The 24,201-nt window shown below is 58.7% G+C and carries 21 protein-coding genes, 1 other RNA gene and 2 pseudogenes; 12 read left to right on the top strand and 12 right to left on the bottom strand.

Going from position 1 to position 24,201, the window contains the following annotated elements; all coding sequences use genetic code 11:
• Positions 1-81: 81 nt before the first annotated feature.
• Positions 82-1,488 (bottom strand): DUF2252 domain-containing protein, encoded by a 1,407-nt coding sequence (locus tag K0F88_RS22875; RefSeq protein ID WP_219096619.1) that lies wholly within the window; start codon positions 1,486-1,488, stop codon positions 82-84.
• Positions 1,489-1,589: 101 nt separating this feature from the next.
• Between K0F88_RS22875 and abiEi the strand changes: the two genes are divergently transcribed.
• Both abiEi and K0F88_RS22865 read left to right on the top strand, forming a co-directional pair.
• Positions 1,590-2,228, top strand: coding sequence for a type IV toxin-antitoxin system AbiEi family antitoxin (abiEi, locus tag K0F88_RS22870; RefSeq protein ID WP_255141981.1), 639 nt, complete (start codon positions 1,590-1,592; stop codon positions 2,226-2,228).
• Positions 2,215-3,117 carry a nucleotidyl transferase AbiEii/AbiGii toxin family protein gene (locus K0F88_RS22865; RefSeq protein ID WP_094469219.1) on the top strand — a complete coding sequence of 301 codons (903 nt, stop codon included), beginning with the start codon at positions 2,215-2,217 and terminating at the stop codon, positions 3,115-3,117. Before abiEi ends, K0F88_RS22865 begins: the two co-directional genes overlap by 14 nt.
• A gap of 51 nt (positions 3,118-3,168) precedes the next feature.
• Here K0F88_RS22865 and K0F88_RS22860 read toward each other — a convergent pair whose 3' ends face one another.
• The 6 genes and pseudogenes from K0F88_RS22860 to K0F88_RS32550 form a co-directional block, all read right to left on the bottom strand.
• Positions 3,169-3,423, bottom strand: coding sequence for a hypothetical protein (locus K0F88_RS22860; RefSeq protein WP_090175784.1), 255 nt, complete (start codon positions 3,421-3,423; stop codon positions 3,169-3,171).
• A 35-nt stretch (positions 3,424-3,458) separates the two neighbouring features.
• Positions 3,459-3,842, bottom strand: coding sequence for a DUF6124 family protein (locus K0F88_RS22855; RefSeq protein WP_094469218.1), 384 nt, complete (start codon positions 3,840-3,842; stop codon positions 3,459-3,461).
• Positions 3,843-4,227: 385 nt separating this feature from the next.
• The gene (locus tag K0F88_RS22850) at positions 4,228-5,151 is read right to left on the bottom strand and encodes a hypothetical protein (RefSeq protein WP_094469216.1); all 924 of its coding nucleotides are present in this window, start codon (positions 5,149-5,151) and stop codon (positions 4,228-4,230) included.
• 63 nt (positions 5,152-5,214) lie between these two features.
• Positions 5,215-5,625: a hypothetical protein gene (locus K0F88_RS22845; protein WP_219096618.1), complete on the bottom strand. Its 411-nt coding sequence runs from the start codon at positions 5,623-5,625 to the stop codon at positions 5,215-5,217.
• A gap of 12 nt (positions 5,626-5,637) precedes the next feature.
• On the bottom strand, positions 5,638-6,081 hold the full coding sequence (locus tag K0F88_RS22840) for a Panacea domain-containing protein (RefSeq protein WP_219096617.1): 444 nt from the start codon (positions 6,079-6,081) through the stop codon (positions 5,638-5,640).
• A gap of 186 nt (positions 6,082-6,267) precedes the next feature.
• A pseudogene (locus K0F88_RS32550) lies at positions 6,268-6,368 on the bottom strand (hydrolase); the annotation flags it as partial.
• A gap of 332 nt (positions 6,369-6,700) precedes the next feature.
• On the opposite strand from K0F88_RS32550, the gene K0F88_RS22835 reads away from it, so the two are divergent.
• The 10 genes from K0F88_RS22835 to K0F88_RS22790 all read left to right on the top strand — a co-directional run bounded on the left by K0F88_RS22835 (position 6,701) and on the right by K0F88_RS22790 (position 21,462).
• Positions 6,701-7,633, top strand: coding sequence for an NAD-dependent epimerase/dehydratase family protein (locus K0F88_RS22835; RefSeq protein ID WP_010463668.1), 933 nt, complete (start codon positions 6,701-6,703; stop codon positions 7,631-7,633).
• Positions 7,634-7,695: 62 nt separating this feature from the next.
• Positions 7,696-10,509: a bifunctional glycoside hydrolase 114/ polysaccharide deacetylase family protein gene (locus tag K0F88_RS22830; RefSeq protein ID WP_219096616.1), complete on the top strand. Its 2,814-nt coding sequence runs from the start codon at positions 7,696-7,698 to the stop codon at positions 10,507-10,509.
• A complete protein-coding gene (locus K0F88_RS22825) occupies positions 10,487-14,080 on the top strand; it encodes a tetratricopeptide repeat protein (protein ID WP_094469214.1) in 3,594 nt (1,197 codons plus the stop codon). Before K0F88_RS22830 ends, K0F88_RS22825 begins: the two co-directional genes overlap by 23 nt.
• Positions 14,081-14,108: 28 nt before the next feature.
• The gene (locus tag K0F88_RS22820; RefSeq protein ID WP_094469213.1) at positions 14,109-14,627 is read left to right on the top strand and encodes a penicillin-binding protein activator LpoB; all 519 of its coding nucleotides are present in this window, start codon (positions 14,109-14,111) and stop codon (positions 14,625-14,627) included.
• A 20-nt stretch (positions 14,628-14,647) separates the two neighbouring features.
• Entirely contained in the window at positions 14,648-16,000 is a 1,353-nt protein-coding gene (locus K0F88_RS22815) for a PelD GGDEF domain-containing protein (protein ID WP_176457702.1), read from the top strand.
• Complete coding sequence (locus K0F88_RS22810) at positions 15,978-16,967, top strand: HEAT repeat domain-containing protein (RefSeq protein ID WP_094469211.1); 990 nt, start codon at positions 15,978-15,980, stop codon at positions 16,965-16,967. Before K0F88_RS22815 ends, K0F88_RS22810 begins: the two co-directional genes overlap by 23 nt.
• Complete coding sequence (gene pelF, locus K0F88_RS22805) at positions 16,964-18,478, top strand: GT4 family glycosyltransferase PelF (RefSeq protein WP_094469210.1); 1,515 nt, start codon at positions 16,964-16,966, stop codon at positions 18,476-18,478. Before K0F88_RS22810 ends, pelF begins: the two co-directional genes overlap by 4 nt.
• Complete coding sequence (gene pelG / locus K0F88_RS22800) at positions 18,479-19,849, top strand: exopolysaccharide Pel transporter PelG (RefSeq protein WP_094469209.1); 1,371 nt, start codon at positions 18,479-18,481, stop codon at positions 19,847-19,849.
• A 193-nt stretch (positions 19,850-20,042) separates the two neighbouring features.
• Positions 20,043-21,002, top strand: a complete 960-nt coding sequence (locus K0F88_RS22795; protein ID WP_176457701.1) for an enoyl-CoA hydratase/isomerase family protein — start codon at positions 20,043-20,045, stop codon at positions 21,000-21,002.
• Between the two features lie 37 nt (positions 21,003-21,039).
• Positions 21,040-21,462 (top strand): organic hydroperoxide resistance protein, encoded by a 423-nt coding sequence (locus K0F88_RS22790; protein WP_094469208.1) that lies wholly within the window; start codon positions 21,040-21,042, stop codon positions 21,460-21,462.
• 256 nt (positions 21,463-21,718) lie between these two features.
• On the opposite strand, the pseudogene K0F88_RS22785 reads toward K0F88_RS22790, so the two are convergent.
• The 5 genes and pseudogenes from K0F88_RS22785 to K0F88_RS22765 all read right to left on the bottom strand — a co-directional run.
• Positions 21,719-22,084: pseudogene (locus K0F88_RS22785) on the bottom strand (DUF6124 family protein); the annotation flags it as partial.
• Positions 22,085-22,483: 399 nt separating this feature from the next.
• Positions 22,484-22,687: a hypothetical protein gene (locus tag K0F88_RS22780; RefSeq protein ID WP_094469207.1), complete on the bottom strand. Its 204-nt coding sequence runs from the start codon at positions 22,685-22,687 to the stop codon at positions 22,484-22,486.
• A 115-nt stretch (positions 22,688-22,802) separates the two neighbouring features.
• Positions 22,803-23,200, bottom strand: a transfer-messenger RNA (tmRNA) gene (ssrA, locus tag K0F88_RS22775).
• Positions 23,201-23,314: 114 nt separating this feature from the next.
• A complete protein-coding gene (locus tag K0F88_RS22770) occupies positions 23,315-23,566 on the bottom strand; it encodes a hypothetical protein (RefSeq protein ID WP_094469201.1) in 252 nt (83 codons plus the stop codon).
• A 293-nt stretch (positions 23,567-23,859) separates the two neighbouring features.
• Entirely contained in the window at positions 23,860-24,135 is a 276-nt protein-coding gene (locus tag K0F88_RS22765) for a hypothetical protein (RefSeq protein WP_219096615.1), read from the bottom strand.
• Positions 24,136-24,201 lie beyond the last annotated feature (66 nt).

The following is a 24,201-nucleotide window of genomic DNA, read 5'->3' as shown; positions in this document are numbered from 1 at the left end:
AATGAGCGGGAGCACTGTACCGGTTGAGGGGAAGTGGTGGGGTGAAGAAAAGTTCATGTGTGGATGGACTGCGTTACCCGCTTAGGGCAAATGATCTGCCGCAAAGTCTGCCTCGGAGCGAGCTCGTAACTGGCCCTTGCGGCAGGCCTGCTGGAATCGCTCAAAGTCTTGCTCATTGTGCGTTGCATAACTTTTCGCATACTTGAACGGCGCGTCGGCCAGCGCATCGCTCTTGCCGATGTAACCGCTGATCTGCGCGGCCTGCCCGGACGATTTGGCATGTGCGCGGGCGAGGGCGCGACCACAGACGCGGCCATACGCGGCGAAGGTGTCCGCATCGAAAGTCTCGAGTTCGGCCGAGATTTTCATGTCGCGCAATTGCCGCACGTAGAAGTGTCGACCGCTGGGGCCGGTGGTCCAGCCGAGAAACAGGTCACTGGCTGCCTGCATCAATCGTTGACCCTCGACCACCCGCTGACCGTTATGCCGTATTTTTGATTTCGTCTTCACGTAATCGGCCAGCACCGAGCGCCGTGCTTCCTTGAATTGCAGGAACAGCGGGAATTCCTGATCGTCGGTCAGCAAGACCACCAGACAACGGGTGCCAACACTGCCGACGCCCACCACTTTGAACGCCATGTCCTGGACGTGAAAACGTGAATACAACGCCCGTCGGTCAGCCAGCAGCGTGCCGGGATACTCGCGCATGAAGGCGTCGTAGATAGGCCGCCAATCCGAGTGGCGTAGCCAGTCATCATCGGCATCCAGCAATGTGGTGTTTTTGTGCAGGTGGAAAATTTCCGGCAGGTCATCGCGAATGATCAGTCGACCATGGGCGTCACGTTCGCTGATTTTCGGCAACAGTTCGGCGTGGGAACGACCCTCGGCCTTTGCGATGGCGCGTTCGATATGCTCGAGCGTTTTTTTATTCGCCTGCTTACGCAAGTCGTCGTAATGGATGGACTCGTACCAGGTTTCCAGCGAGCTTTGTTCGGCGCACTCGAGCATGGTTTCCTGATACGCGCTGACCACTTCGCGGCAAACCGTTTCTTCGACGGTTTCGCCATGACGCAAATCGCGGGCGGCCACCACGATGCTCGCCACCAGCCGTTTAACATCCCACTCCCAAGGGCCGGGATGGACCTCGTCGAAGTCGTGGACGCCGAACAACAGATTGCGTTCGGGCGTGGCGAACCCGCCGAAATTCATCAGGTGGCAATCGCCGCAGATGGGCGAGGTCAGGCCCATGTTCGGCGTGGAAGACAGGTCGTGGGCCTGCAAAAGCGCGGTGCCGCGATAGAAGCTGAAGGGGGAGACGAGCATTCGGCCGTAGCGGAGTTCGACCAGGGACTTGATTCGGCCTTCGCTTGAGGCTTTGATCAGTGGGAGCGGGTCGCGGTTGGTTTTGCCCGTGGACGCTTGGGAATTACGGGGGCAATTCTTGCGGGCGTCCTTGCCTTGCTTCAAGCGGTCTTTGAGGGTGGTCATGGGGGCTCTTTTGGTGAGAGTGGGTCTTGTGGGGATTGAGTGTAGAAGGGCTGCGAGCATCCATCCCATGCTTTCAGTGTGCTTGACTCATGGAGGCAGAAATGATTTGCCATTCCATCGGACTCAACAGTAAGTTACATAAAGTGAAACCTTCTGTAGAGTCTTTGGCTATGCATCCACACTCAAAATCCACCCAGCCAATGGGACGGCTTCTTCAAAAACTGACCAGTTTGGCCAGCGAAGAACGCTATCTGTTCACTCCGGACGATCTCAGATCATTGGTGCCCGATATTTCCGAAGGTGCTTACAAAACCTTGTTGAGCCGCGCAGCTTCGGAAGGTCATCTGGCTCGGGTGTGCAGAGGGCTTTACCTGTTTGAAGCTGCCAAACCGTCCAGCGGATTGGTGCTGTTTCATGCCGCTGCAAGGCTACGAGCCAAGGAGTTCAACTACATCAGCCTTGAAACGGCATTGAGCGATAGCGGCGTTATTTCTCAGATCCCCATCAACTGGATCACGCTGATGTCTTCCGGTCGCAGCAGCACCATTTCATGCGGGCGCTGGGGCACCATCGAGTTCGTGCACACTCGCCAGAAACCTCAGGACCTGGTTGGCCTGGTTCACTATGACGCGCGTTGCCGCCTATGGCGGGCAACACCGCAACAAGCATTGCGGGACATGAAGGCCGCGAAACGAAATATGGATTTGATCGATTGGAGCGTCGCCAATGAGTTTGTTTGATGAACTGGTAGATGAAGCACTTAAAAACAAACAGGATCTGGCGCCATTGCGGGTCGTGGTGGAAAAGGAATTGCTGCACCACGACATCATGCTTGCACTGAGCTCTGCCGGCATGCTCGCCAAACTCACCTTCATCGGTGGAACCTGCTTGCGTGCCTGCTACGGCTCAAACCGCTTGAGCGAGGATCTGGATTTCACTGGTGGCGCTGACTTCAATCGGGAGAGTCTGACTGAGCTTGCTCACGTTCTTGTCTCAACGCTGAAAACCAAATATGGCCTTGAAGTTGAAGTCGGTGAGCCCGTTCGTGAGGAGGGGAATGTTGATACCTGGAAGCTGAAGGTTCAGACCCGACCCGGGCGCAAAGACCTTCCGGCGCAACGCATCAACATCGATGTGTGCTCCATTCCGAGTTATCAGCCACAACCCATGTTGCTGCTGAATCCGTATGGCGTCGACATGGGCACGAGTGGCCTTATTTTGCAGGCAGAAACGCGCGAAGAAATCTATGCCGACAAAATTGTGGCTTTTGCTCTGCGCCCTAACCGAATCAAGAACCGGGATCTCTGGGACATGGTCTGGCTACGTCAGCAAGGTGTAACGCCGCAGCTGGATTTGATTGGGAAGAAACTCAGCGATCATCGCTGCGGGGAGGATGAATTCTTGAAATTGTTCAAGGAGCGTTCAGAGCAGCTCGATGCAGATCCGAAAGTGGTGCTCGAATTCCGCAAGGAAATGAATCGGTTCCTGCCAGCAGACTTGGTCGCGCAAACCGTTAATGAGCCGGCGTTCTGGACGTTTTTGGTCGGGCATATACGTGAGTTGTATGTGACGACGGAGAAAGCGTTGGCCGGAATTGATAGCGCTCAGGGGTTTGGTTTCAAGATGTAAAGTCCAGTAGTCATAAAAAATGGGCGATCTCAGGGAGATCGCCCATTTTTTTTATGCCGAAACTTGAGCCTGCAATCGACGGCCGACCACATCCATCAAATCGCAGCCATCGCGCAGCGAAGTCACCAACACTCGCGCCAATTCACTGTGAACACCTTCGCTCACAGCAAAACTCTCCAGCAATTGAGTCGCCGTGCGGATGCGGTAAGCCGCAGTTTCGTGCAATACGTCCAGCGGTGCTTCAGTGTCGATCAGCAGCGACGCGATGGTGCAGTCGATGCCGGTGACAGGCATGTATCGATCCATGACAAAACCTCCATTTGATAAAAGAGCGCGACCACTCAGTGGTGGCTGACGGACGAAACTTCCGACACGCCATCGGGCGGGTCGAGATTGTCCAGCGCTCGGTTTACCAACAGTTCGCCCAGCACCGCCAACTGCTGAATCGCCAGTGCCACGTTACGGCGCGAGCCTTCGAGGTCGCAGGCCAGGTCGGTGGTCATGACGTTGAGTGAGGCGAGGGTTTCGCAGGCGTGAGCGAGCAGGGTTGGCGTGTCGACGTCGGGGAGGAGGGTGAAAACGTGGCTGATGGGATCGGGGTGGTTCGGGTTGCGCAGGCGGGCGCTGATGATGCGTTCGGTGGTTTCGGAGAGTTGGCTTAAATCGGGTGCGTCTGCTTCTGAAAGTGCCGCAGATTCGGGCGGATTTGGGGTGATCTTTTTCATGATGGAGCTCCTTGCGTTGGTGGGAGCTGCCAGTCCCCTGCTGTCAAACAGGATTGGGTGGCGGCTGTACGCGGGTTGACAGACCGGAAACGCAAGCATCCAGTGCACCCGAAAGTGCCCCACGCACAGCCACCAGAACGGAACTGCACACGTGAAAGGATGCCGTTTTATCCGGAGGAGTGAAAGCTTGCGGTTCTTCAGCCTGTCAAAGCCGATCGCTGATTTGCAGCGACACCTGAAGGCTATCGACGCAGAACCGCTTCCGCCAGTTCATGAAAGCCGATACGAGTTGCGGGAAGTTTCCTAGGACGAGTACTACGTTCTTACAAAATAAGTAACTGTTCAGGGCTGTAACGATTTTGGTGTTATGCCTGAGCTGGTTTCCTCAATACTCCGTAACCCCATCCCCCCGCAAAACCCACCCAGCCTCCCCAGCCATCAACCGATACCGAACCTCGCGCATCTTCCCCGTCCTCCCGGCCCCGGCGTCCGCACTCTCATAAACCGGAAAGCGCCGCACCAGCACATTTTCCACCACCGCAAACTCATCCTCGCCCTGATAGCCCTCGGCTGCTTTTACGTCCTCACTCACCGGCGGAAGATAAATCTCGCTGAGCGATTTTTTGCGATTCGCTGAATACGCCACGAGCTCACCCGGCAACCCGCGTCCCGGTGATCGGGCAAAGACGTAAAGCTCTGGCGAGCCATCCCGATCAAGGTCCGCCACCTCGGCCCGGACGACGTTTCCCGTCAATGGCCGTGTGATGTCTGAATTATCAGTCTCCAGCCCTTGAGGCGAAATGCGCAGCACGCGGTGGTCATCGATCCCCTCCGTCGTTACATGAAACCGGATGCCCTGCAATTCCAGGGTTTGGTCAAACGGACGAGTGCTGTCCGAGGTATCAGCGGGGCTGAGGTTCAATGAAAGGCTGTAGTTCGCCACTTCATTGCGCCGGGCGGCGTTGCGCATGAGGTACACCTGAACCGTGTATTCGCCGTCGGTGGGTAACGGCCCCATGAAATGGTTGCCCATGATCGAGCCGTTGAACAGCGCGTAGTCTGCGCCTTTGGCGGTGATGTTGAAGTAAGCCGATGCATTGGAGGGCTTGAGGTCGACTGTCAGTATTTGACCTGCCTTTGCACTCACTCGGTATTGAGCGGTGAGCGGGCCCTGGATGGACTGTTTGATCTCGACGGCATTGGTGCCTTTATCGAAAACGACTCGTTCGGCCTGGGGCGCAACTTCGGTGGCGGCCTGTACAGACATAGAAAACATCGCCGTCAAGATGGCTACGATACTGACGTTCATTTCATCCTCCCGAAAGATAGGAGCGAATTACTTTGGTGTGATACTGACCCAATGAAAGGCCAATCAGCCGTGATCGTATAGCGTAAATGCCCGATCTACCCAAAGAACATGGAAGATTCGACCGAATCGAAACCCCACCATCGGCGCCAGTCCAATTGCCCTAAAGGCAATGAGATGCACATCCTCTGTTACGACCAGCGGAATTGCAGATTTGAGGGCGGATCGATCGATTATTTCGTAGCCCAAGCCATGCCTTGGCGCTTGCCTGAGCTGCTGCCAAGTGAGCTGGCTTAGAACTCGAATTTTGCCAAGCACGCCGCCGCGCTCTTCGGCTGAGCAGTCGCTGACGCAATAGCCTTGTTGCAAATATTCAAACGAGAAAACCGGAGGCTTCAAGTCCGGATTGTCGGCAGGCTCGGAGCGGCCCTTCAACACCTGACTTTGTTTTACAGCTCTATCCTTGAGATGCCCCATCAGCCCACTTCCTTATTTGACCAATCCCTTGAAGAACATGCGCATCTCTTCCACTGGAATCTCAAGGCTCACAGCACCAGGCTTGAAATTGTTCTTCCATGGCGACTCTTCATGGGTCAGCTCTCGCAGACGCCACGCAGAGTACTGACCATAAATCTGCTGAACTTCGTTTAGCAGATCCATTTGTTCCGCAGAAAATACGTTTGCATCGAAGTCGGCGGGATAGGGAATGCTGCCACTGCCATGCTGCTTATAGTGATGATAGACAGATGGCACTACCGGGCCATGAGTCCATGCCTCGATTTGATCGTCAAAAAGAGGTCTGTCGAAGACTGCGAGATGAAACCCTTGTGCGTAATACACAAGTTTTTGAAGCTTCAGGTTCGACACAAGATCGCCTGCATCTTCATTCGCTTGGGCGAGGAAAAATTTCGCTGCGTCGATAGAGCTGGCCATATGACCTCCTGGTCAAAGTCCTGTGAATGAGCGTGTATAGCATAGCGATTGCCGCTCGACTTGAGTGAAGTCAATCGAGTGATCGCCTGAGTCACCTTAGCTCTCGATGAACTGTATGTAAACACAGTATTTTGTTTCTGTTTGGGGAGAATCGGGGCCACAAAATCTAAAATCGGGACACCTTAACTCCAGCGATGTCCCCACGGTCAAATCCGTAATCACGTCGGCCGCAATCCCGCATCAAACAGTGCCAACCTGACTGCCAGGCAGCATGTATTGGTCTCCAACGATGATTTTCCGGATCCTGTCGATGAGCCATTGCGGCGGGGCAAAGCTCGGCTGGACGTCGACGAAAAGGAGGGGTTAATGCATGGCCGCGAGTTCCGGTCTAGACGTAGTTTGAGGGCCTGCAGTGGCAATTGTATGACAGCCTGTAACTAATAAATGCCGTCAAATAAGTGGCGTTTTTAGTGGCAAATTACCGCTCAGCGATAAGTCAGACAAAGTATTGACAGTGCCAATCCGATCTCCCATTATCAGCCGCGTTTTGATGGCCTTGCGCCATTGAATCGGCGGACTTAACCACTCGTATCCGCTCTAATGTTCAGGGAGAGATTTCATGTTTGTTGAGCGAATACTGGTGACTGGCGGTGCAGGGTTTATCGGCTCGCACCTCGTAGAAGCGTTGCTTGGCAAAGGCTACAAGGTTCGCGTGCTGGATAATTTGTCGACCGGCAAGGTCAGCAATCTGCCGATGGACAATGCGAATCTGAACCTCGTCATCGGTGATGTCGCGGACGGCGCCGTAGTGGCACAAGCCATGCGCGATTGCGGTGCTGTCGTTCACCTGGCCGCGGTGGCCTCGGTGCAAGCGTCGGTGGATGACCCGGTCAGCACCCATCAAAGCAACTTCGTCGGCACCCTCAATGTGTGCGAAAGCATGGTGAAGGCCGGGATCAAGCGCGTGGTATTCGCTTCCAGCGCGGCCATCTACGGCAACAACGGCGAAGGCACAGCGATTCACGAAGACACGCCAAAATCCCCGCTCACGCCGTACGCCAGCGACAAACTGGCCAGCGAGCAATACCTCGATTTCTATCGCCGCGAACATGGCCTGGAACCGATGATCTTTCGGTTCTTCAACATCTTCGGCCCGCGTCAGGATCCGTCATCGCCGTACTCCGGCGTGATCAGCATCTTTACCAAGCTGGCCTTGGCCGAGCAGTCGGTGGCGATTTTCGGTGACGGTTCGCAGACCCGCGACTTCGTCTATGTCCAGGACCTGGTGAGCATTCTGGTGCAGTCCCTGGAAGTCAGTGAGCCGAGCCCCGGCGCGGTGAACGTTGGCTTGAGTCGTTCCACCAGCCTCAACGATCTGATCGCCGAATTGGGCACCGTCACCGGCAGCCCGTTGAAGGTGATTCATCACGCGCCACGTCAAGGCGACATTCGCCATTCGCGCGCCAACAACAGTCGCCTGCTGGAGCGTTTCAAGCTCCCGGAACCGACCGCCATCGGCAAGGGGCTGTCGCAGCTTATTCGCAGCCTGTAACCCGGCCGGTTCTACTGTCCGACATCCAAGCAGTATCGGTTCAGTCCATTCAAGAGTGAGTTATGGAAATCGTTTTTCGCAGGACGCGTGTCCGCGCGGCCGCTAATCGGCTGCTCGCCGCTTTAGCGTTGTTCGTGAGCGGGCCCACCGTCCAGGCCGCAGCATTACCGCAACCCGCCAGCGTGGTTTTCTGGTATGCCGATCAACCGCCCATTTCCGAGTTGGCTCAGTTCGACTGGTCGGTGGTCGAGCCAGGGCATATGACCGCGGGCGACGTCAAAACCCTGCGTAAATTGGGCAGCCAGCCGTTCGCCTACCTGTCGGTGGGCGAGTTCAATGGCGGCAAGGCGGAGCTCGACAAAGCCTCCCTCACCGGGGCGGTCAGCCCGGTGCGTAATGGCGCGTGGGACAGCCAGGTCATGGACCTCGCGGCGCCCGCCTGGCGTGAACATTTGTTCGGCCGAGCCAAGGCATTGCAGGCCGACGGCTACGCCGGGTTGTTCCTCGATACCCTCGATAGCTTCCAGTTGCTGCCGGAGTCGGCGCGAGAAAAACAGCGTCTGGCCCTCGCCGGTTTCCTGCGGGAATTGCATCAGCGTCAGCCGAACCTGAAGCTGTTTTTCAACCGTGGCTTCGAAGTGTTGCCCGACCTCGATGGCGTGGCCGCCGCGGTGGCGATCGAATCGATTCATGCCGGTTGGGACGCTTCCGCCAAGCGTTATCGCCCGGTGCCTGAAGCCGACCGCGAATGGCTGGAAACCCAGATCCAACCGTTGCGTGCCAAAGGCATTCCGCTGGTAGCCATCGACTACTTGCCGCCGGAGCGTCGCGATGAAGCGCGCAAACTGGCCAAGCGTCTGCGCGAAGAGGGCTTCATTCCTTACATCGGCACGCCTGAGCTGGACTCGATGGGCATCAGCAGCATCGAAATCCAGCCGCGCCGAATCGCGCTGCTTTACGACCCGCGCGAAGGTGATCTGGTGCGCAACGCCGGGCACACCTTGCTCGGCGGTTTGCTTGAATACCTCGGCTACCGGGTCGATTACCTGCCGGTCGACGGCTCGCTGCCGGAGCACCGTTTCAGCGGTTTGTACGCCGGGATCGTGACCTGGATGACCAGCGGCCCGCCGCAGGACGCATCGGCTTTCAATAGCTGGATCGGCAAACGTCTGGACGAACAGGTGCCGGTGGTGTTCTTTTCCGGCCTGCCGATTCAAGACCCGCTGCTGCTCAAGCGCCTGGGCCTGAATCGTTCGGCGCCGATTGGCACGCAGGCCTTGACCATCACCTATCAGGACAAGGCGCTGATCGGCGCTTTCGAAGCGCCGGTGCAGCCCCGATCCCGTGACCTGACCGCGATCTCCCTGCTGCCCAAAGGTCCCAAAGCCGCATTGCTGCTGACCGCTGCCGACGGCCAGACATTCGCTCCGGTGGCGACGGCCGAGTGGGGCGGCGTCGCCCTTGCGCCGTACATTCTCGAAACGAACAACGAGCGCAGCCGCTGGATTCTCGACCCGTTCGCTTTCCTCCAGGCCAGTTTGCGCCTGCCGGTTCAGCCACGCCCCGACACCACCACCGAGAACGGCCGTCGCATCGCCACCGTGCACATCGACGGCGATGGTTTCCCGTCGCGCGCCGAAGTGCGCGGCACGCCGTATGCCGGCAAGCAGGTGCTCGACGATTTCATTCGGCCCAATCCATTCCTGACTTCGGTATCGATTGTCGAAGGCGAGATTTCACCGCGCGGCATGTTCCCGTTCCTGGCCCGCGAACTGGAACCCATTGCCCGTGAGTTGTTTGCCAACCCGAAAGTCGAAGTCGCCACCCATACCTTTAGCCATCCGTTTTTCATGCAGCCGGAACTGGCGCAGAAACGTGAGAATTTCAACCCGGAATACGGCTTGAAAATGGCCATCCCGGGCTACGACAAAATAGATTTCCGTCGCGAAATTTTTGGCTCGCGCGACTACATCAACCAGCATCTCACCACCCCGGAAAAACCGGTGAAGCTGATCTTCTGGCCAGGCGATGCCTTGCCCTCGGCAGAGACCCTGAAGCTGGCCTACGACGCGGGTCTGAAAAACGTCAACGGCGCCGAGACCATGCTGACCAAGGCCAATCCGTCACTGACCGGCCTCAATCCATTACTGCGCCCCACCGAAGGCGGCTTGCAGTACTACGCGCCAATCATCAACGAGAACCTCTACACCAACCTGTGGAAGGGGCCGTATTACGGCTTCCGCGATGTGATCGACACCTTCGAACTCACCGACAGCCCACGGCGCTTGCGCGGTCTGCACCTGTATTACCACTTCTATTCGAGCACCAAGCAGGCCTCGATCAAGGCGATGAACGAGATCTACGGCTACATGAAGGACCAGCAACCGATGTCGCTGTGGATGAGCGACTACCTCGATCGCGTGCACGGTTTGTATCAAGCCAGTCTGGCGCGCACCGCCGAGGGCAACTGGCAGGTTCGCGGCATGGACGCGCTGCGCACCCTTCGACTCGACCCGCAAATGGGCTGGCCGGATCTGCTGCGCTCGCAAGGTGTCGCCGGCGTTCGCGACTTGCCGCAAGGCCGGTATGTGGCGCTGAGCAGCGACCAGGCGTTGCTGGTGTTGCGTCCCGATCGGGATGAACGGCCGGCGCTGGAGGAGGCCAACCTGCCGTTGCTGGACTGGAAATATGTGGATGAAAAACACGTGAGTTTTTCGTTTGCCGGACAGGTCGACCTGACCTTCTCCGTGCGCTCGGCGAGCAGTTGCCGGGTGGAAGTGGATGGGCAAACTTTTGCAGGCAAGGCATCCGCCGGCCTGTGGACTTTTCAATTACCAATGAAGCAGGTGAGTCATGGTCAGCTCTACTGCATCTAACTCCTCGGCAACTAAAAGCAGCCGCCTGCTCAATCCCTGGGCATTGGCGGTGGTGGCGGTGGCCGTGGGCGGCCTGTTGTGGCTGACGTTCCAGCGCGAAGAAGTGTTCCAGCCGGACGGCCGTGAGCCGGATGCGGTCTCGGCCAATTACGCCGAATTGCTGCTGGCCGCGCACCCGGATGACGATCACCTGCGCTTGCAACTGGTCGATCTGTTGATTCGTCTCGGCGACTACCCGAAGGCGCGTCAGCACCTTGAGAACTGGCCGAAACCGGTCGTCGAGTTGCAGGCCTATTACCGGCTGGAACTCGACGCATTGGAGGCGGCGAAAGCCGATGATCCGATCGCGCAGAAAGCCTTGATCGAACGCCTGCAAAGCTTCGACCACCGTTTGTTGCCGCTGCCGCAATTGCACAACCTGGCCAAGCTGGCGTTGACGCTACAAGCGCCGGCCTTCGCTGCCAGCGTCTACGAAGAAATCGCCGATCGCGACCCGGCACAGCGCATCGCTTCGCTCAAGTCCGCCGCGCAGTGGTACCTGGCCGGCGAGCAACCTGGCCGCGCCGCCGACATTTATCTGCTGCTCAAACAAGACAGCCAACAAGCGTCCGAGCGTCGCGAATACGCGCAACTGGCGTTCAACAGTCTGTTGGCCGCCGGTCGCGGTGAACAGGCTGCGCGCGTACTGGCCGATGAACTGGATTTACTCAAGGATCCGCAAACCGATTCGGCGTGGCTGGAACAGGGCGTTGACGTTGCCGTTGGCAGCAAGCGCTTTGATCTGGCCCAGCGCTTTCTGGATCAGTGGCGCGTGTTGCAGCCGGACAACCCACAAATCCTGCGCAAGGAATTCAGCATGCGCCTGGCCCTCGGCGATTTGGCCGGTGCGTGGGACAGTGGTCAGCAGCTGGTGGCTGAACACCCGGATGACTTGGCGTTGCTCGAACAAATGGGGCATCTGGGCGAATGGCGTGGTGACAGTCAGGCTGCACTCGGCTACTGGATTCGCCTGCTGAAACTGCGCGAAGACCCGCAAACCCGTGAACACGCCTGGCGTCTGGCGAGCCAGCAGTACGACTTTGACCATGCGATTCCCTTGCTCGCCGAGATCATGGAACAGCGTGCGCTGACCGACGTTGAACTCGATGCGTTGATCTACGCTCACGAATCACGTGGCACTCCGACCCAAGCCGAAGCCTGGTTGCACGCTTACTTGCGCAAGTACCCGGCGCATCGTTTGGCCTGGACACGTCTGGTGCAAAACCTCGAAAACACCGGGCAGTTCGCGCAGAAAACCGAGGTCTACCAGCGCTACTCGAAACGCTTCACGCTGACCACGACCGAGCGCATCGACTGGGCTAACACCGACCTGAAGCTGTTTGATAATCAGGCGGCGTGGGACGTATTGCAGGTTGATAACCGCAAGATCACCGATGCGGGTTACTGGCGCTTGCGCGCTGCGCTGGCCTGGGATCTGGAGCTCGATGACGAGCTACAGGTTTCCCTGGAACGACTGCTCGCGCTCAAAGGTTCGCTCAACAGCGGCGACGAGAGTCAGCTGATCACGATGTACCGCACCAGCGACCCGAAGCGCGCCCTGACCATGATGATCGGCAGCTGGAAGCGCACCCGGGATCCGCAGCGTCTGGTTGAATCGTTGCAGCAAGCCCAGGAATTGCAGGACTGGCCGCAAGTGGTCGCGCTGCTCAAAGACGCCGAGCAATACCCGGACGCCAACGAGCAAGCACAAGTGCTGGCGATTCGCGGTGCCTTGGCGGTGCAGCAGGGCAATATCGACGAGGCGCAGCGTTTGTACCTGTTGGGCCTGTCGCGTTTCCCGGACGACAACCTGTTCCGCGAGCGCCTGATGTGGCTGTACGTCGATCAAGGCAACACCGCCGCGCTCAAGCCCTTGCTGACTGAATGGAAACCCCAGGCGCGTCAGGACCGAATCCTCTGGCTGCCGTTCGCCAGTGCCAGCCAGATGCTCGGGCGTGATGCCGAAGCGTTGGCCTGGTATCGGATGTACCTCAAGACCAGTCCGCAGGATTGGCTGGTGCGTGCGGCCTACGCCGATGCCCTCGAAAGCGCTGGTTATCAGGACGCGGCGCAACGCTTGCGCTTGAAGCTGCTACGCAGCCCAGAAGGCGAAAACATTCAGCCATCGTCCCAGCGTTATGCGATCTGGTTGCGCTTGATGGCCAGCAGTTATTCGCCGGCCAAGGCACAGCAGGAAGTGGCGAAGTGGAAAGACGGCTCGCCGGCGATGCTGCAATTGTGGTTCGAGCGGTTGATGGCGCGTCTCGACGCGACGAATCAGGAGTCGCAGAAAGACCAGTGGCTGGAGTGGGCGCGGAGCCAGGGCTTGAAAGTCCAGCGTTACGAAGAAATCCAGCAAGCCTTGCGCAGCCGTAACAAGGCGCAAGTCGAAACGCTGTTGGCCAGTAGCGACCTCAACCCGGCGCAACGCGCTCAGGCCTTGAGTCGTCTCGGCCGCTTCGACGAAGCCCTCGACCTCAGCCAGTCCGCACTGGGTGACGATCAGCCAGCCGCCGTGCGCGAACAGTTGCGCCGTCAGGCTGTCGAGTTGCAGGAAATGACGCCGCAGGGCGCGCAGCTGTCCTGGCATCAACAGGATTTCGGTGGCCTGGAATTCAACGCTCCGCGCCTGCAAATCGCGCACAACCTTGGCGCTCAGTGGTACGCCAATCTTGAGCTGGAAAATGGCACCTACAACAGCGATCAGCTGATCGAATCGCGCATGGGCGATGAGCGCAACGCTGCGCTGACCCTGCAACGTTCGGTGGAGGACGGCGGCTACAAACTGTTCGCCGACACCAGCCAGCGCAAGGACGACGACCGGAATGGCCTGGGCCTGTCCCGGACCTGGCAGTTGAGCGCCAGTGACCAGATCGAGACCGGTCTGGACTGGCATCGCAAAAGCGAAGACAGCGGCCTGATGCGCGCTTTCGGCCAGCACGACAGTGTGTGGGCCGGCGGTCGTCACGGGCTCTCGGCGCGGGATCAGATCAGCTGGGAAGTGGCGCAGAAATCGTTCTCGACGCGTGCGGGCGATTCCCTGGGCAACGGCCAGGCGTTGAAGATGGAATACAACCACACGCTGGAATTCGCCGGACCTAACTGGACCGTGCGCAGCGGTGTCGATTATCAGCACAACAACGTCAAGGACCGCACGCTGGACTACCTGTCCAGCGCCAACGGCGGTCCGGTGAAAAGCGTTGACGACTCGGACGACCCTGCGGTCGTGACGGCCAACGATCTGCTGCAAAGCCGTTACGGCCAACTGTATGTCGGCAGCTCATGGCGTCGCGGTGTGCCGGGCGCCCTGGTGCGCACTCGCCCGCAATACACCTGGCTGGTGGACGTGACGGCGGGCTGGCAATGGCTGGATCAAACCTTCAACTACGGCATCAACACCGGGATCGGCGTCGAAGTGCTGGGCGGTGACGAATTGGCCCTCACCGTCGGCTACCAATCCGCGCCACAAGGCGGGGACGGTCAGGCGGGCGGAACACTGGGTGTGAGCTACGGCGTGCGATTCGGACGCTGATCATGAAATGTTTACGGGAGAAAAACTGATGCAAGCAATTCGTAATCTGAGCCTGGCTCTGGCAGTCCTGTTCGTCGCCGGTTGCGCCAGCTTCACCGGCGACACCAGCCCTAATTTTTCGCGTACTGCGAAGTGGGGCACCGTGCCGATGATCAACTACTCGCAAACCCCGCAAGCCGGCGAACGCGCCGAGCAGATCCTGCTCAGCGTGCTCAGCAGCCACGGTCTGCAACCACGGGTTTACCCGGTCAGTACTCAGGGCGAACAAGCACTGATGGACGACAACGAACGCCTGGCCGGAGCCCTAGATTGGGCACGGGATCAGAAGCTCGATTACGTGGTCGCCGGCAGCGTTGAAGAGTGGCAGTACAAGAACGGTCTGGACGGTGAGCCGGCAGTGGGCATCAGCCTGCGCGTGCTCGAAGCCAGCAGCGGTCGTGTGCTCTGGAGCAAAAGCGGCGCGCGTGCGGGCTGGTCCCGTGAAAGCCTCGCCGGCACCGCGCAAACGGTGCTCGACACACTTGTTGGCGCCCTTCGGTTCGAGTGAATGCAATGAATTCTCCTCACATGGATTACACCCTAGCGCCGCGTGCCAGCGGCCCGGTGTCTTGGCTGGAAACGCTGTTGGTCACCGGCGCGGCGATTGGCCTGGGCTTGTGGCTGACCCCGCAAGACCCGTTGCAAATGCACGCCGGATTTCCCTGGCCGGTGCTGGCGCCGCTGCTGTTGGGCGTGCGTTATGGTTTCGTGCGCGGCTTGCTCAGCGCCAGCCTGTTGGTGGCGGCACTGTTTGCGCTTCGGTATATCGGGCATGAAGCCTACGCGCAGCTTGATCCGTCGTTCATTGTCGGCGTGCTGGTCAGCGGCATGCTGGTGGGCGAGGTTCGCGATCTGTGGGAGCGGCGCTTGCAGCGTCTGCAGATGGCCAACGATTACCGCCAGTATCGACTCGACGAATTCACCCGCGCGCACCAGATTCTGCGGGTCTCCCACGACCTGCTGGAGCAGCGCGTCGCGGGCAGCGATCAAAGCCTGCGCAGTTCGTTGCTGGGCTTGCGCGACAAATTGCGGGTGATGCCGGACGAAGGCGATGCATTGGCCGCGCTGGCCGACCCGATCGTGGCCATGCTCGGTCAGTACGGTGCGTTGCGCGTGGCCGGGTTGTATCGCGTCGATGAGCGCGAAGAGAACGTGTTGCCAGAAGCCTTGGCGACCATCGGCGTCATGGGGCCTTTGGGCACCGAAGACGGACTGGTCAAGCTGTGCCTGGAACGTGGTGAACTGGTCAGCGTACGTCAGGAACTGATCGATGCCGGCAGCTCGGCGCAGTTCTCGTCGTTACAGGCGTGTATTCCGCTGATCGATGCCGAAGGTCGTTTGCTGGCCATTCTGGCGGTGCGGCAGATGCCGTTCTTCGCGTTCCAGGATCGCACCCTGAGCCTGTTGGCGTTGCTCGCTGGGCACATCGCCGACTTGCTGCGCCGCGACCCGCAAGTGCTGCAACTGGCCGACGCCGATGCGCAGCAGTTCACGCTGCAACTCAAGCGTTCGCTGGTGGATGTCGAGCAGCACAAGTTGGCGGCCGGTCTTTTTGCCTTCGAAATGACCCGTCCCAACGATGAGCTTTCGCGTCTGTTCGAACGCAGTCAGCGAGGCCTCGACCTGCAATTGCCGCTGCGTAACAACCGCGATCACCAGCTGTTGCTGGTGTTGTTGCCGTTGACCAGTCCGCAAGGCACCGAAGGCTATCTGGCGCGGATGAACCTGATGCTGCACGAGCACTTTGGCATTGAAAGCAGCCTCGACAGCCTCGGCGTGCGTGTGTTGCCGTTCAACCTGGAGCCTGGCTGTGAACGCAACGGGCTGCGTAATTTCCTGTTCAACGAGTGTGGCCTGAATGATCAGCAAGTGGCTGTTTAGCGGAGCCTTGTTGTTAGAGGCAGGCAGTTGGGCCAGTTTGTGGCTCGCGGCGCCCGAGTTACAACAATTGCTGGTGTTCACCCTCAGCCACGGCCTGGCGTGCGTGATGTTGTGCGCGGCGGTGTGGCTGTTGCTGCCGGCGCGCTACCGTTCGCCGCTGCCGTGGAGCCCGCTGTTTATCTTCAGCCTGGCGTTCTTTGTGCCGGTGCTCGGTGCGGTTGGCGTGGTGGCGGCGATCTTCCCGGCGCTGTACCTGCCGCGCAAACGCGACAAGCAAGCGTGGCAAGCGGTGGGCATCCCGAAACTGCCATTCCGGGCGCAGTTGCAACTGCACTCGCCGATCTTTGCCGATGGCGGTTTGCAGGACGTGTTGCGTCATGCGCCGGACCCGGATCAGCGTCTGGCCGCCCTGTTGGCCACGCGGCGCATGCCCGGCAAAGAAGCGGTGCCGATTCTCAAACTGGCCCTCGGTGACCCGAGTGACGATGTGCGGCTGTTGGCGTATTCGATGCTCGACAAGCAGGAAAGCGACATCAACCTGCACATCCAGAATGCGCTCGGCGAACTGGCCGGCGCCAATGCCAAAGCGGCGGGTGCGCTGCACGGCCGGCTGGCGCGCTGGTATTGGGAACTGGCCTACCTGGGCCTGGCGCAAGGCAGTGTGCTCGATCACGTGCTGACCCAGGCCAGCGAACATGCCGAGCTTGGCCTGGAAGCGGGCGAGGGCGGTGAGCTGTTTCTGCTGGCCGGGCGCATTGCGCTGGAGCGTGGCGACGTTGAGCGTGCCGAAGTGCTGCTGAGTCAGGCTCAAGAGAACGGCATGGGCGCCGCGCAGGTGCTGCCGTTTCGTGCCGAGCTGGCGTTCGAGGCCGGTCGTTACCACGAAATTCCCGGTTTGCTCGCACGCCTTCCCGAGGAAACCCGTCAGCGGCCGCCGTTCGCCGCATTGGTCAGGAGCTGGACATGAGTCACAAGGAACAGGCACCGGTTGCCGACATCTGTCTGCTGCTCGAAGGCACCTGGCCTTACGTGCGTGGCGGCGTTTCCAGCTGGATTCACCAGATGATCCTCGGCCTGCCGGAACTGACCTTTTCGGTGATGTTCATCGGCGGCCAGCGTCAGGCTTATCCAACCCGGCGCTACGAAGTCCCGGCCAACGTGCTGCACATCGAAGAAGTGTTCCTCGAAGATGCGACCCATCCAACCGACAGGCTGGTGGTGCCTCGCGAGGCCGACGAACAGCAATTGCAGGATTTGTATCGCTTCCTGCATCACCCGGATGCGCCAGACCCGGCCCTGGGCGAACGCTTGCTCGACTGCATCGCCCAGGGCCGCATGACCCTCGACGACGTGCTGCGCAGCCGCGCCAGTTGGGAGTCGTTGAGCGAAGGCTATCGCCAGCATTGCGCCGACCCGTCCTTCGTCAATTATTTCTGGACCCTGCGCGCGATGCAGTCGCCGTTGCTGATGCTCGCCGAAGCCGCGCAACGGATGCCGAAGGCGCGAGTGCTGCATTCGATTTCCACCGGGTACGCGGGCTTTTTGGGTTGCATCCTCAAGCAGCGCTGGAACTGCACCTACTTGCTCAGCGAGCATGGGATCTACACCAAGGAACGCAAGATCGACCTGGCCCAGGCCAGCTGGATCGCCGAGAGTTCCGGCCAGGCGCTGAACCGCAGCCTGGATGCCGGCTCGGGTTACATCCGAACCTTGTGGGTGCGTTTCTTCGAGCGCATCGGGCAGCTGACGTACAACAGCGCCGACAACATCATCGCGCTCTACGACGGTAACCGTCAGCGCCAGATCAAGGACGGCGCCCTGGCGGCCCGCACCCAGGTCATTCCGAACGGCATCGACCTGCCGGTATGGACCGCAGCCCTGGAATCGCGCGCCCACGGCATCGCGCCGGTGGTCGGTTTGATCGGCCGTGTAGTGCCGATCAAGGACGTGAAAACCTTTCTGCGGGCGATGCGCGGCGTGATCAGCGCCATGCCGCAAGCCGAAGGCTGGATCGTCGGCCCGGAAGAGGAAGACCCGGAATACGTCAGCGAATGCCGCAGCCTGATGGCCAGTCTGGGCCTGGAGGGCAAGGTGCATTTCCTAGGCTTCCAGCGCATTCAGGACATCCTGCCGAAACTCGGCCTGATGGTGCTGACCTCGATCAGTGAAGCGCAGCCGCTGGTGATCCTCGAAGCCTGGGCCGCCGGTACGCCGGTGGTCAGCAGTGACGTGGGGTCGTGTCGCGAGTTGATCGAAGGCGGCAGCGCCGAAGACCGTGACCTCGGGCACGCCGGCAAAGTGGTGGCGATTGCCGACCCACAAGCCACGTGCGCCGCGATCCTTGAACTGTTGCGCAGCCCGCGACGCTGGCAGGCCGCCCAGGCCAGCGGCTTGTTGCGGGTCAATCGTTATTACACCGAAGCCTTGATGCTGCAGCGTTACCGCGACCTGTATCAAGCCGCCATGGAGAACAGCTAAATGGCCGGTATTGGCTTTGAACTGCGAAAAATCCTTTCGCGCGATTCCTACACGGCGACCTTGCACGCCTACGTCTACGCCGGGCTGATCAGCTCCGGGCCGTGGGTGTTGTCGATCATCAGCGTGATGCTGGTGGGCATCATCAGCATCGGCCTGTTGCTGCCGAACATGCTGGTCGGGCAGTTCCTGGTGACGGTGACGTACCTGATGGCCACCTCGTTGATCCTGACGGGCGGTTTGCAGCTGTTCTTCACGCGCTTCGTCTCCGACCGTTTGTTCGAGCACAAGTACGATCAGATTCTGCCCAACCTCTTGGGCGTGTTGTTGCTGGTGACCCTCGGCGCCGGGTTGTTGGGGATTGTCGTGTTGGGCCTCTTATTCGATGAGCCGCTGATTTACCGCGTGCTGGTCCTGGCGAACTTCGTAGTGCTGTGCAACTTGTGGCTGGTGATCATCTTCCTCTCGGGGATGAAGGCCTATAACCGCATTCTGCTGGTGATGCTGGTGGGTTACACGCTGATGGTCGCGAGTGCCTACGTACTGAGCTTTTTGCAGATGCCGGGCCTGCTGCTGGCGCTGTTGATCGGGCACAGCACACTGCTGTTTCTGTTCCTCTACGACATCCTGCGCGAGTACCGCGCCGAGAAACTGATCGCCTTCGATTTCCTAGATCGTCGCAACGTGTTCCTCAGCCTGCTGGCCACCGGATTCTTCTACAACCTGGGGATCTGGATCGATAAGTTCATGTTCTGGTTCAACCCCGGCACCTCCAACGAAATCGTCGGCCCGCTGCGCGCCTCGATCCTGTACGACTTGCCGATCTTCCTCGCGTACCTGGCGATCATCCCCGGCATGGCGGTGTTTCTGGTGCGCATCGAGACTGACTTTGCCGAGTGGTACGACCGCCTGTTCCGGGCGATCCGCGAAGGCGAAACCCTGCAGCATATCGGGCAGCTGAAAACCGAAATGACCTTGTCGATCCGCCAGGGTCTGCTGGAAATCTGCAAGGTTCAGGGCCTCACGGCGGTGCTGTTGTTCCTGTTCGCGCCGCGCTTGCTGGACTGGTTGGGCATCTCCAGTTATTACCTGCCGCTGTTCTACATCGACCTGATCGGCGTGAGCATTCAAGTGGTGTTCATGGCGTTGCTCAACGTGTTCTTCTACCTCGACAAACGCACCGTGGTGCTGGAACTGTGCGTGTTGTTTGCGGTGTTGAACGCCATGCTGACGCTGTTCAGCATGTACCTGGGGCCAAGCTTCTTCGGGTACGGGTTTACGCTGTCGTTGCTGATCTGTGTATTGCTGGGTTTACACAGGCTTTCAACGGCGCTGGAAGATCTGGAGTACGACACGTTTATGTTGTCTCGCTGACGTTACGGTTCAGGCAAAAAAGGCACTGGCGATCATCGCCAGTGCCTTTTTTTTGTCCGACTGACGTCACTTGTCAGCCGAGGTTGCGCTGCTAGGCTTGTTCAGCCGGACCCGTCCGGCATGCCCATAATCTGTTTCAAACTGTAGAACGTTGTTCGCGGGAACCACATGTTTTCCAACTGGAGGTTTTCCCATGAGACTGCAGCTATTAAACGCTGCGATCATCGTCGCCTGCATGGCGGCCACCGGCTCGTCTCTCGCCGGTGAAGCATCGGCAGCATCGACTTCACAAACCGACAAGACCCCGTCCACCACTGCGGTAAAACAGGAGATCAAGCTCACCCGCATCACCCCCGAGTACTGGCGTGTCACGTTTCACAATCCGCCGTACAACATCTACGGCCCCGAGACCATGCCGCAACTGAACGAGGTCGTCACGGCCATAGAGACCGATCCGAAAGTGGTGGTCGTGGTTTTTGACAGTGACGTCCCGGACTTCTTCCTCACGCACTACGACTTCGTCCCGCCGCTGACCGACACTACCAGCCTGCCCAACGGCCCCACCGGCCTGCCGCCGCTGCCCGATATGCTGGTTCGGCTAAGCAAGGCGCCAGTGGTCTCGATTGTGTCGATTCGCGGTCGCGCCACCGGCGTCGGCAGCGAACTGGCCCTGGCCAGCGACATGCGCTTTGCCAGCCGCGAAAAAGCCATCCTCTCGCAATGGGAAATCGGCGCCGCCCTGGTGCCCGGCGGCGGCCCGATGGCACGCCTGCCACGGCTGATGGGGCGTGGGCGCGCGCTGGAAGTGCTGCTCACCGGCAACGACATCAATGGCGAACTCGCCGAACGCTACGGCTACGTCAATCGGGCGCTGCCCGATGCCGAACTCGATACATTCGTCGACACCATGGCCCGGCGCATCGCCCGGTTCGATAAACAGTCGATCACCGACATCAAACGCCTGGTCGACGCCGCCAGCCTGCCACCCAACGAAGCCATCGCCGCCGAATGGGACGGTTTCATCGGCTCGGTCAAACGCCCGGCGGCGCAGCAACGCATCACCCAACTGATGGAGCTTGGCCTGCAGAAAAAAGCCGACGTCGAAAAACGCCTGGCGCACTACACCGGCACCCTGGGCGAGGCCTCGAAATAACCTCGCGGTTGTTCAATCCTGATCAGGAGTCACTGTCATGAGTGCAGCACTGGAAACCGTTCTCTACACCGCAAAAACCCACACCGTCGGTGGCCGCACCGGCACCGGCAAGTCGAGTGATGGCGAGCTGGACGTCAAATTCAGCTCACCCGGTTCGGGTAAACCGGGCACCAATCCGGAGCAACTGTTTGCGCTGGGGTATTCTGCGTGTTTCATCGGCGCGATACAGGTGGCGGCGGGCAAGATGAAAATCAAATTGCCAGAAGACACGTCGGTGGATGCCGAGGTGGATCTGGGCAAAACCGCCAGCGGGGACTTTCAATTGGCGGTCAGATTGAACGTCAACTTTCCTGGATTGGAGGAGGGCGTGAAACGGGAACTGGCCGACGCGGCGCATCAGCTCTGCCCGTATTCGCGGATGACGCGGGGGCATGTGTCGGTGGATTTGAAAGTGCTTTGAATCCCAGCCACCTATTGGGTTGCTTTTTTGGGAGTGAGCTTGCTCGCGATAGCAATTGTTCATTCAACATGGATGTCGACTGATCCGCCGCCATCGCGAGCAGGCTCACTCCTACAGGTGATCTCCAGCGAACTCAAAATCTGAGTAAGACAAAAATCCACTGTGGGAGCGGGCTTGCCCGCGATAGCTGTAGATCAGCCGATAAATATGTCGTATGACGCACCGCCATCGCGGGCAAGCCCACTCCCACAATGAATCAACTGCGTGGCGCAGATTTTGGCACGACAACGTTGTCCAGCATCCGATTCACCGCCAGCTCCGCCAACATCACAATCTGCTGAATCGCCATCGCGGTGTGTCGATGCGGACCTTCCAGATACCCCGCAAAATCACCCGCCATCACACTGGCCTGGGCCAACGATTCACAGGTATGGGCGAGCAGGTCTTCGTCCTTGATATCCGGGGCAACGAGAAACATCGTGCTTGGCTTGCGGGAAATGGGGGATTTGAGGGCGGAGGGATTGAGGTAGTGATCGAGCGCACGGTCGGCGGCGTCATTGAGTTTTTTTGGATCGAGGGGATCGTAGGGGGAAACGTCGTCCGGGGCGGGCGGGTTTGGGGTTCTTTGATCATGGCAATCGTCCTTTTAAGTCATTGGAGCTGCCACTCTTCCGATTCCACTCGAATAGGTGGCAACTGTGCGCGGGGTGGAAAAACCGAGATAAACGGACAAAACCCGGCAGACCCGAAGGTCTCCCACGCACAGCCGCCATAACTTGAACCTGCGGCCGAAAAAAAGCGCCACAGTATGCCATGGGGGCATGTTTGTTTATCTTCGGGTTTCCACACCCGATCGCTGATGTGCAGCGACGGACAAAGCCTATCCACTCCGCTTCCTACCCGACAACCGCCGCGACCTGTCGGAAAGCTCCCCGAAAATCACAGCATCTGTAGGATCAGGTCGAGATTCAATGTTTAAAAAAACGCCTTCAATACCGGCGGTTTCCTACAAGACCAGCACCTAGTTCGAAGCCCCAACCCCAAACTTCAACCCACCCCAATTCCAGCCCTTCGACTGCTTCGTATAGCAGCCAGCCTGATTCTTGGGCTCGGCATCACAGGCAATCCGCCCGTTCTTGTTGGTGTCGGTGGTACGGTCGTTGTAGTGCGCACAACCGGACGTCAGGGAAAGGGTTAACGCGGCAATCAGTACTTTGAATTTCATAGCGGCATCCTTGCGGGTAGGACGCCAGCATAGGCCCGGTTGTGTTTAACCACAAATCACCACCCCCCAGATGCAACAAAACCCGCACTTGGCGGGTTTTGTCTTGCTTCGTATTTGGTGGAGCCGGGGGGATTTGAACCCCCGTCCGCCAGTACTCCGCTGTCGGTACTACATGCGTAGCCGTTTCTATTAAGTTAACCCTCAGCGACCCGAAGGGCAGGGTGCTTTGGGCGAGTTGTGTAAGTTTTAGCCGCTTCGTCCACAACGTACTGCACGGCGATTCTGTTCTATATGACAATCACTTTGGGTTTACAGACATCCCCTGGTGATTGCTGGACCCGAAGGTACCAGAAGCTCAGGATCTAAAGCTGCTTACGCAGCGAGAGAGAATTCCTGGCCGTAGGTTTCGTCATTGGCAACTATAAGTAGTTGCAACAGTGGATTTACGAGTTCTGTTACCAACTCGGCATGCACCTAAAGTTTCGCAACCGGCGTCGAATCCTAAACGGCCCCGAGCCTGTTGCTCTGTGAATCATGGTGAGCAACAAGCCTGCGCAGTGTACGCCAAACGCGTGAGAAGGCCAACCCGAAGGTTGGCCGCGAGTGATTATGGGTTGGGTTCGTTGCTCAGTTTGTCAGCGCCAATGCCTGGATGGCCTCGGTGGCGCATTTTTTGTCGTCCCCGGCGGCTTTTGAAGTTTTGGCGCTGGCCAGCAGCCTTTTGATCTCCGGTGCGTTGGTGGAGGTCGCTGGTAGCGTATTCACTTTGGCTTCGAGCTCCTGCAGTTTGCTCGTACAAAGGTCGTTGTCCGCAGCAAATACGGGAGAGGCCAGCATTGCAGCAGAAATGAACAGACCAGCGAGTGCGGTACGTTTCATGGATATCTCCTAGAACTGATGGTCTCGGTGCTGCCATATAAGCGGGCGGCTCCGCCGAGGTCGCAACATAAGCCACGATTGATGGGGCCTACTTAAAAGACTGCGGCAATGCTCAAGAATTCGGTTGTTGCATAAAAGGCTATGAAAAAATATTTGATAGGTGTAATGGCAATAAAGAGGGTTGCCAAACCCCAGATACAACAAAACCCGCAATTGGCGGGTTTTGATTTGCTTCATATTGAGTGCCGCCGCAGGCGCAAAAGGCCAACCTCGAAGGTTGGCCCCGAGCGGGGTTATTTCCCGCCCTTGCTCGCGTTCTTGAGATCCTGGATGGTTTGGTTGGTCTCGGCGATGCAATCGTCAGTCCCTGCCTTGGTGCCTTTTGCCTGATCGGCTTGGGCTTTCTTGACGCTGTCCATGACCTGATCAGTCATATCCGGTGGAATCTGTGCCTTGGCATTTTCAATGGTTTGCAGGTTGACCGCACAGAGGTCTTTTTCAGCGGCAAACGAGGTGGACGCCATCAGCGAGGCAGTAACGAACAGACCTAACAGTACAGAACGTTTCATGTGTATCTCCTTGAACTGAGGGTCCAGGCATCGCTGGCCGTCAGGACGGGCTGCCGAGTTTTGGTA

This window comes from Pseudomonas sp. UMAB-40 (assembly GCF_900095275.1).
Lineage (GTDB): Bacteria > Pseudomonadota > Gammaproteobacteria > Pseudomonadales > Pseudomonadaceae > Aquipseudomonas > Aquipseudomonas mandelii_B.
This window is presented reverse-complemented; position numbering and strand designations above follow the sequence as displayed.

Coding starts and splice junctions, on each gene's coding strand:
- K0F88_RS22875 (WP_219096619.1), bottom strand. CDS start 1,488: ATGACCACCCTCAAAGACCGCTTGAAGCAAGGCAAGGACGCCCGCAAG.
- abiEi (WP_255141981.1), top strand. CDS start 1,590: ATGATTTGCCATTCCATCGGACTCAACAGTAAGTTACATAAAGTGAAA.
- K0F88_RS22865 (WP_094469219.1), top strand. CDS start 2,215: ATGAGTTTGTTTGATGAACTGGTAGATGAAGCACTTAAAAACAAACAG.
- K0F88_RS22860 (WP_090175784.1), bottom strand. CDS start 3,423: ATGGATCGATACATGCCTGTCACCGGCATCGACTGCACCATCGCGTCG.
- K0F88_RS22855 (WP_094469218.1), bottom strand. CDS start 3,842: ATGAAAAAGATCACCCCAAATCCGCCCGAATCTGCGGCACTTTCAGAA.
- K0F88_RS22850 (WP_094469216.1), bottom strand. CDS start 5,151: ATGAACGTCAGTATCGTAGCCATCTTGACGGCGATGTTTTCTATGTCT.
- K0F88_RS22845 (WP_219096618.1), bottom strand. CDS start 5,625: ATGGGGCATCTCAAGGATAGAGCTGTAAAACAAAGTCAGGTGTTGAAG.
- K0F88_RS22840 (WP_219096617.1), bottom strand. CDS start 6,081: ATGGCCAGCTCTATCGACGCAGCGAAATTTTTCCTCGCCCAAGCGAAT.
- K0F88_RS22835 (WP_010463668.1), top strand. CDS start 6,701: ATGTTTGTTGAGCGAATACTGGTGACTGGCGGTGCAGGGTTTATCGGC.
- K0F88_RS22830 (WP_219096616.1), top strand. CDS start 7,696: ATGGAAATCGTTTTTCGCAGGACGCGTGTCCGCGCGGCCGCTAATCGG.
- K0F88_RS22825 (WP_094469214.1), top strand. CDS start 10,487: ATGGTCAGCTCTACTGCATCTAACTCCTCGGCAACTAAAAGCAGCCGC.
- K0F88_RS22820 (WP_094469213.1), top strand. CDS start 14,109: ATGCAAGCAATTCGTAATCTGAGCCTGGCTCTGGCAGTCCTGTTCGTC.
- K0F88_RS22815 (WP_176457702.1), top strand. CDS start 14,648: ATGGATTACACCCTAGCGCCGCGTGCCAGCGGCCCGGTGTCTTGGCTG.
- K0F88_RS22810 (WP_094469211.1), top strand. CDS start 15,978: ATGATCAGCAAGTGGCTGTTTAGCGGAGCCTTGTTGTTAGAGGCAGGC.
- pelF (WP_094469210.1), top strand. CDS start 16,964: ATGAGTCACAAGGAACAGGCACCGGTTGCCGACATCTGTCTGCTGCTC.
- pelG (WP_094469209.1), top strand. CDS start 18,479: ATGGCCGGTATTGGCTTTGAACTGCGAAAAATCCTTTCGCGCGATTCC.
- K0F88_RS22795 (WP_176457701.1), top strand. CDS start 20,043: ATGAGACTGCAGCTATTAAACGCTGCGATCATCGTCGCCTGCATGGCG.
- K0F88_RS22790 (WP_094469208.1), top strand. CDS start 21,040: ATGAGTGCAGCACTGGAAACCGTTCTCTACACCGCAAAAACCCACACC.
- K0F88_RS22780 (WP_094469207.1), bottom strand. CDS start 22,687: ATGAAATTCAAAGTACTGATTGCCGCGTTAACCCTTTCCCTGACGTCC.
- K0F88_RS22770 (WP_094469201.1), bottom strand. CDS start 23,566: ATGAAACGTACCGCACTCGCTGGTCTGTTCATTTCTGCTGCAATGCTG.
- K0F88_RS22765 (WP_219096615.1), bottom strand. CDS start 24,135: ATGAAACGTTCTGTACTGTTAGGTCTGTTCGTTACTGCCTCGCTGATG.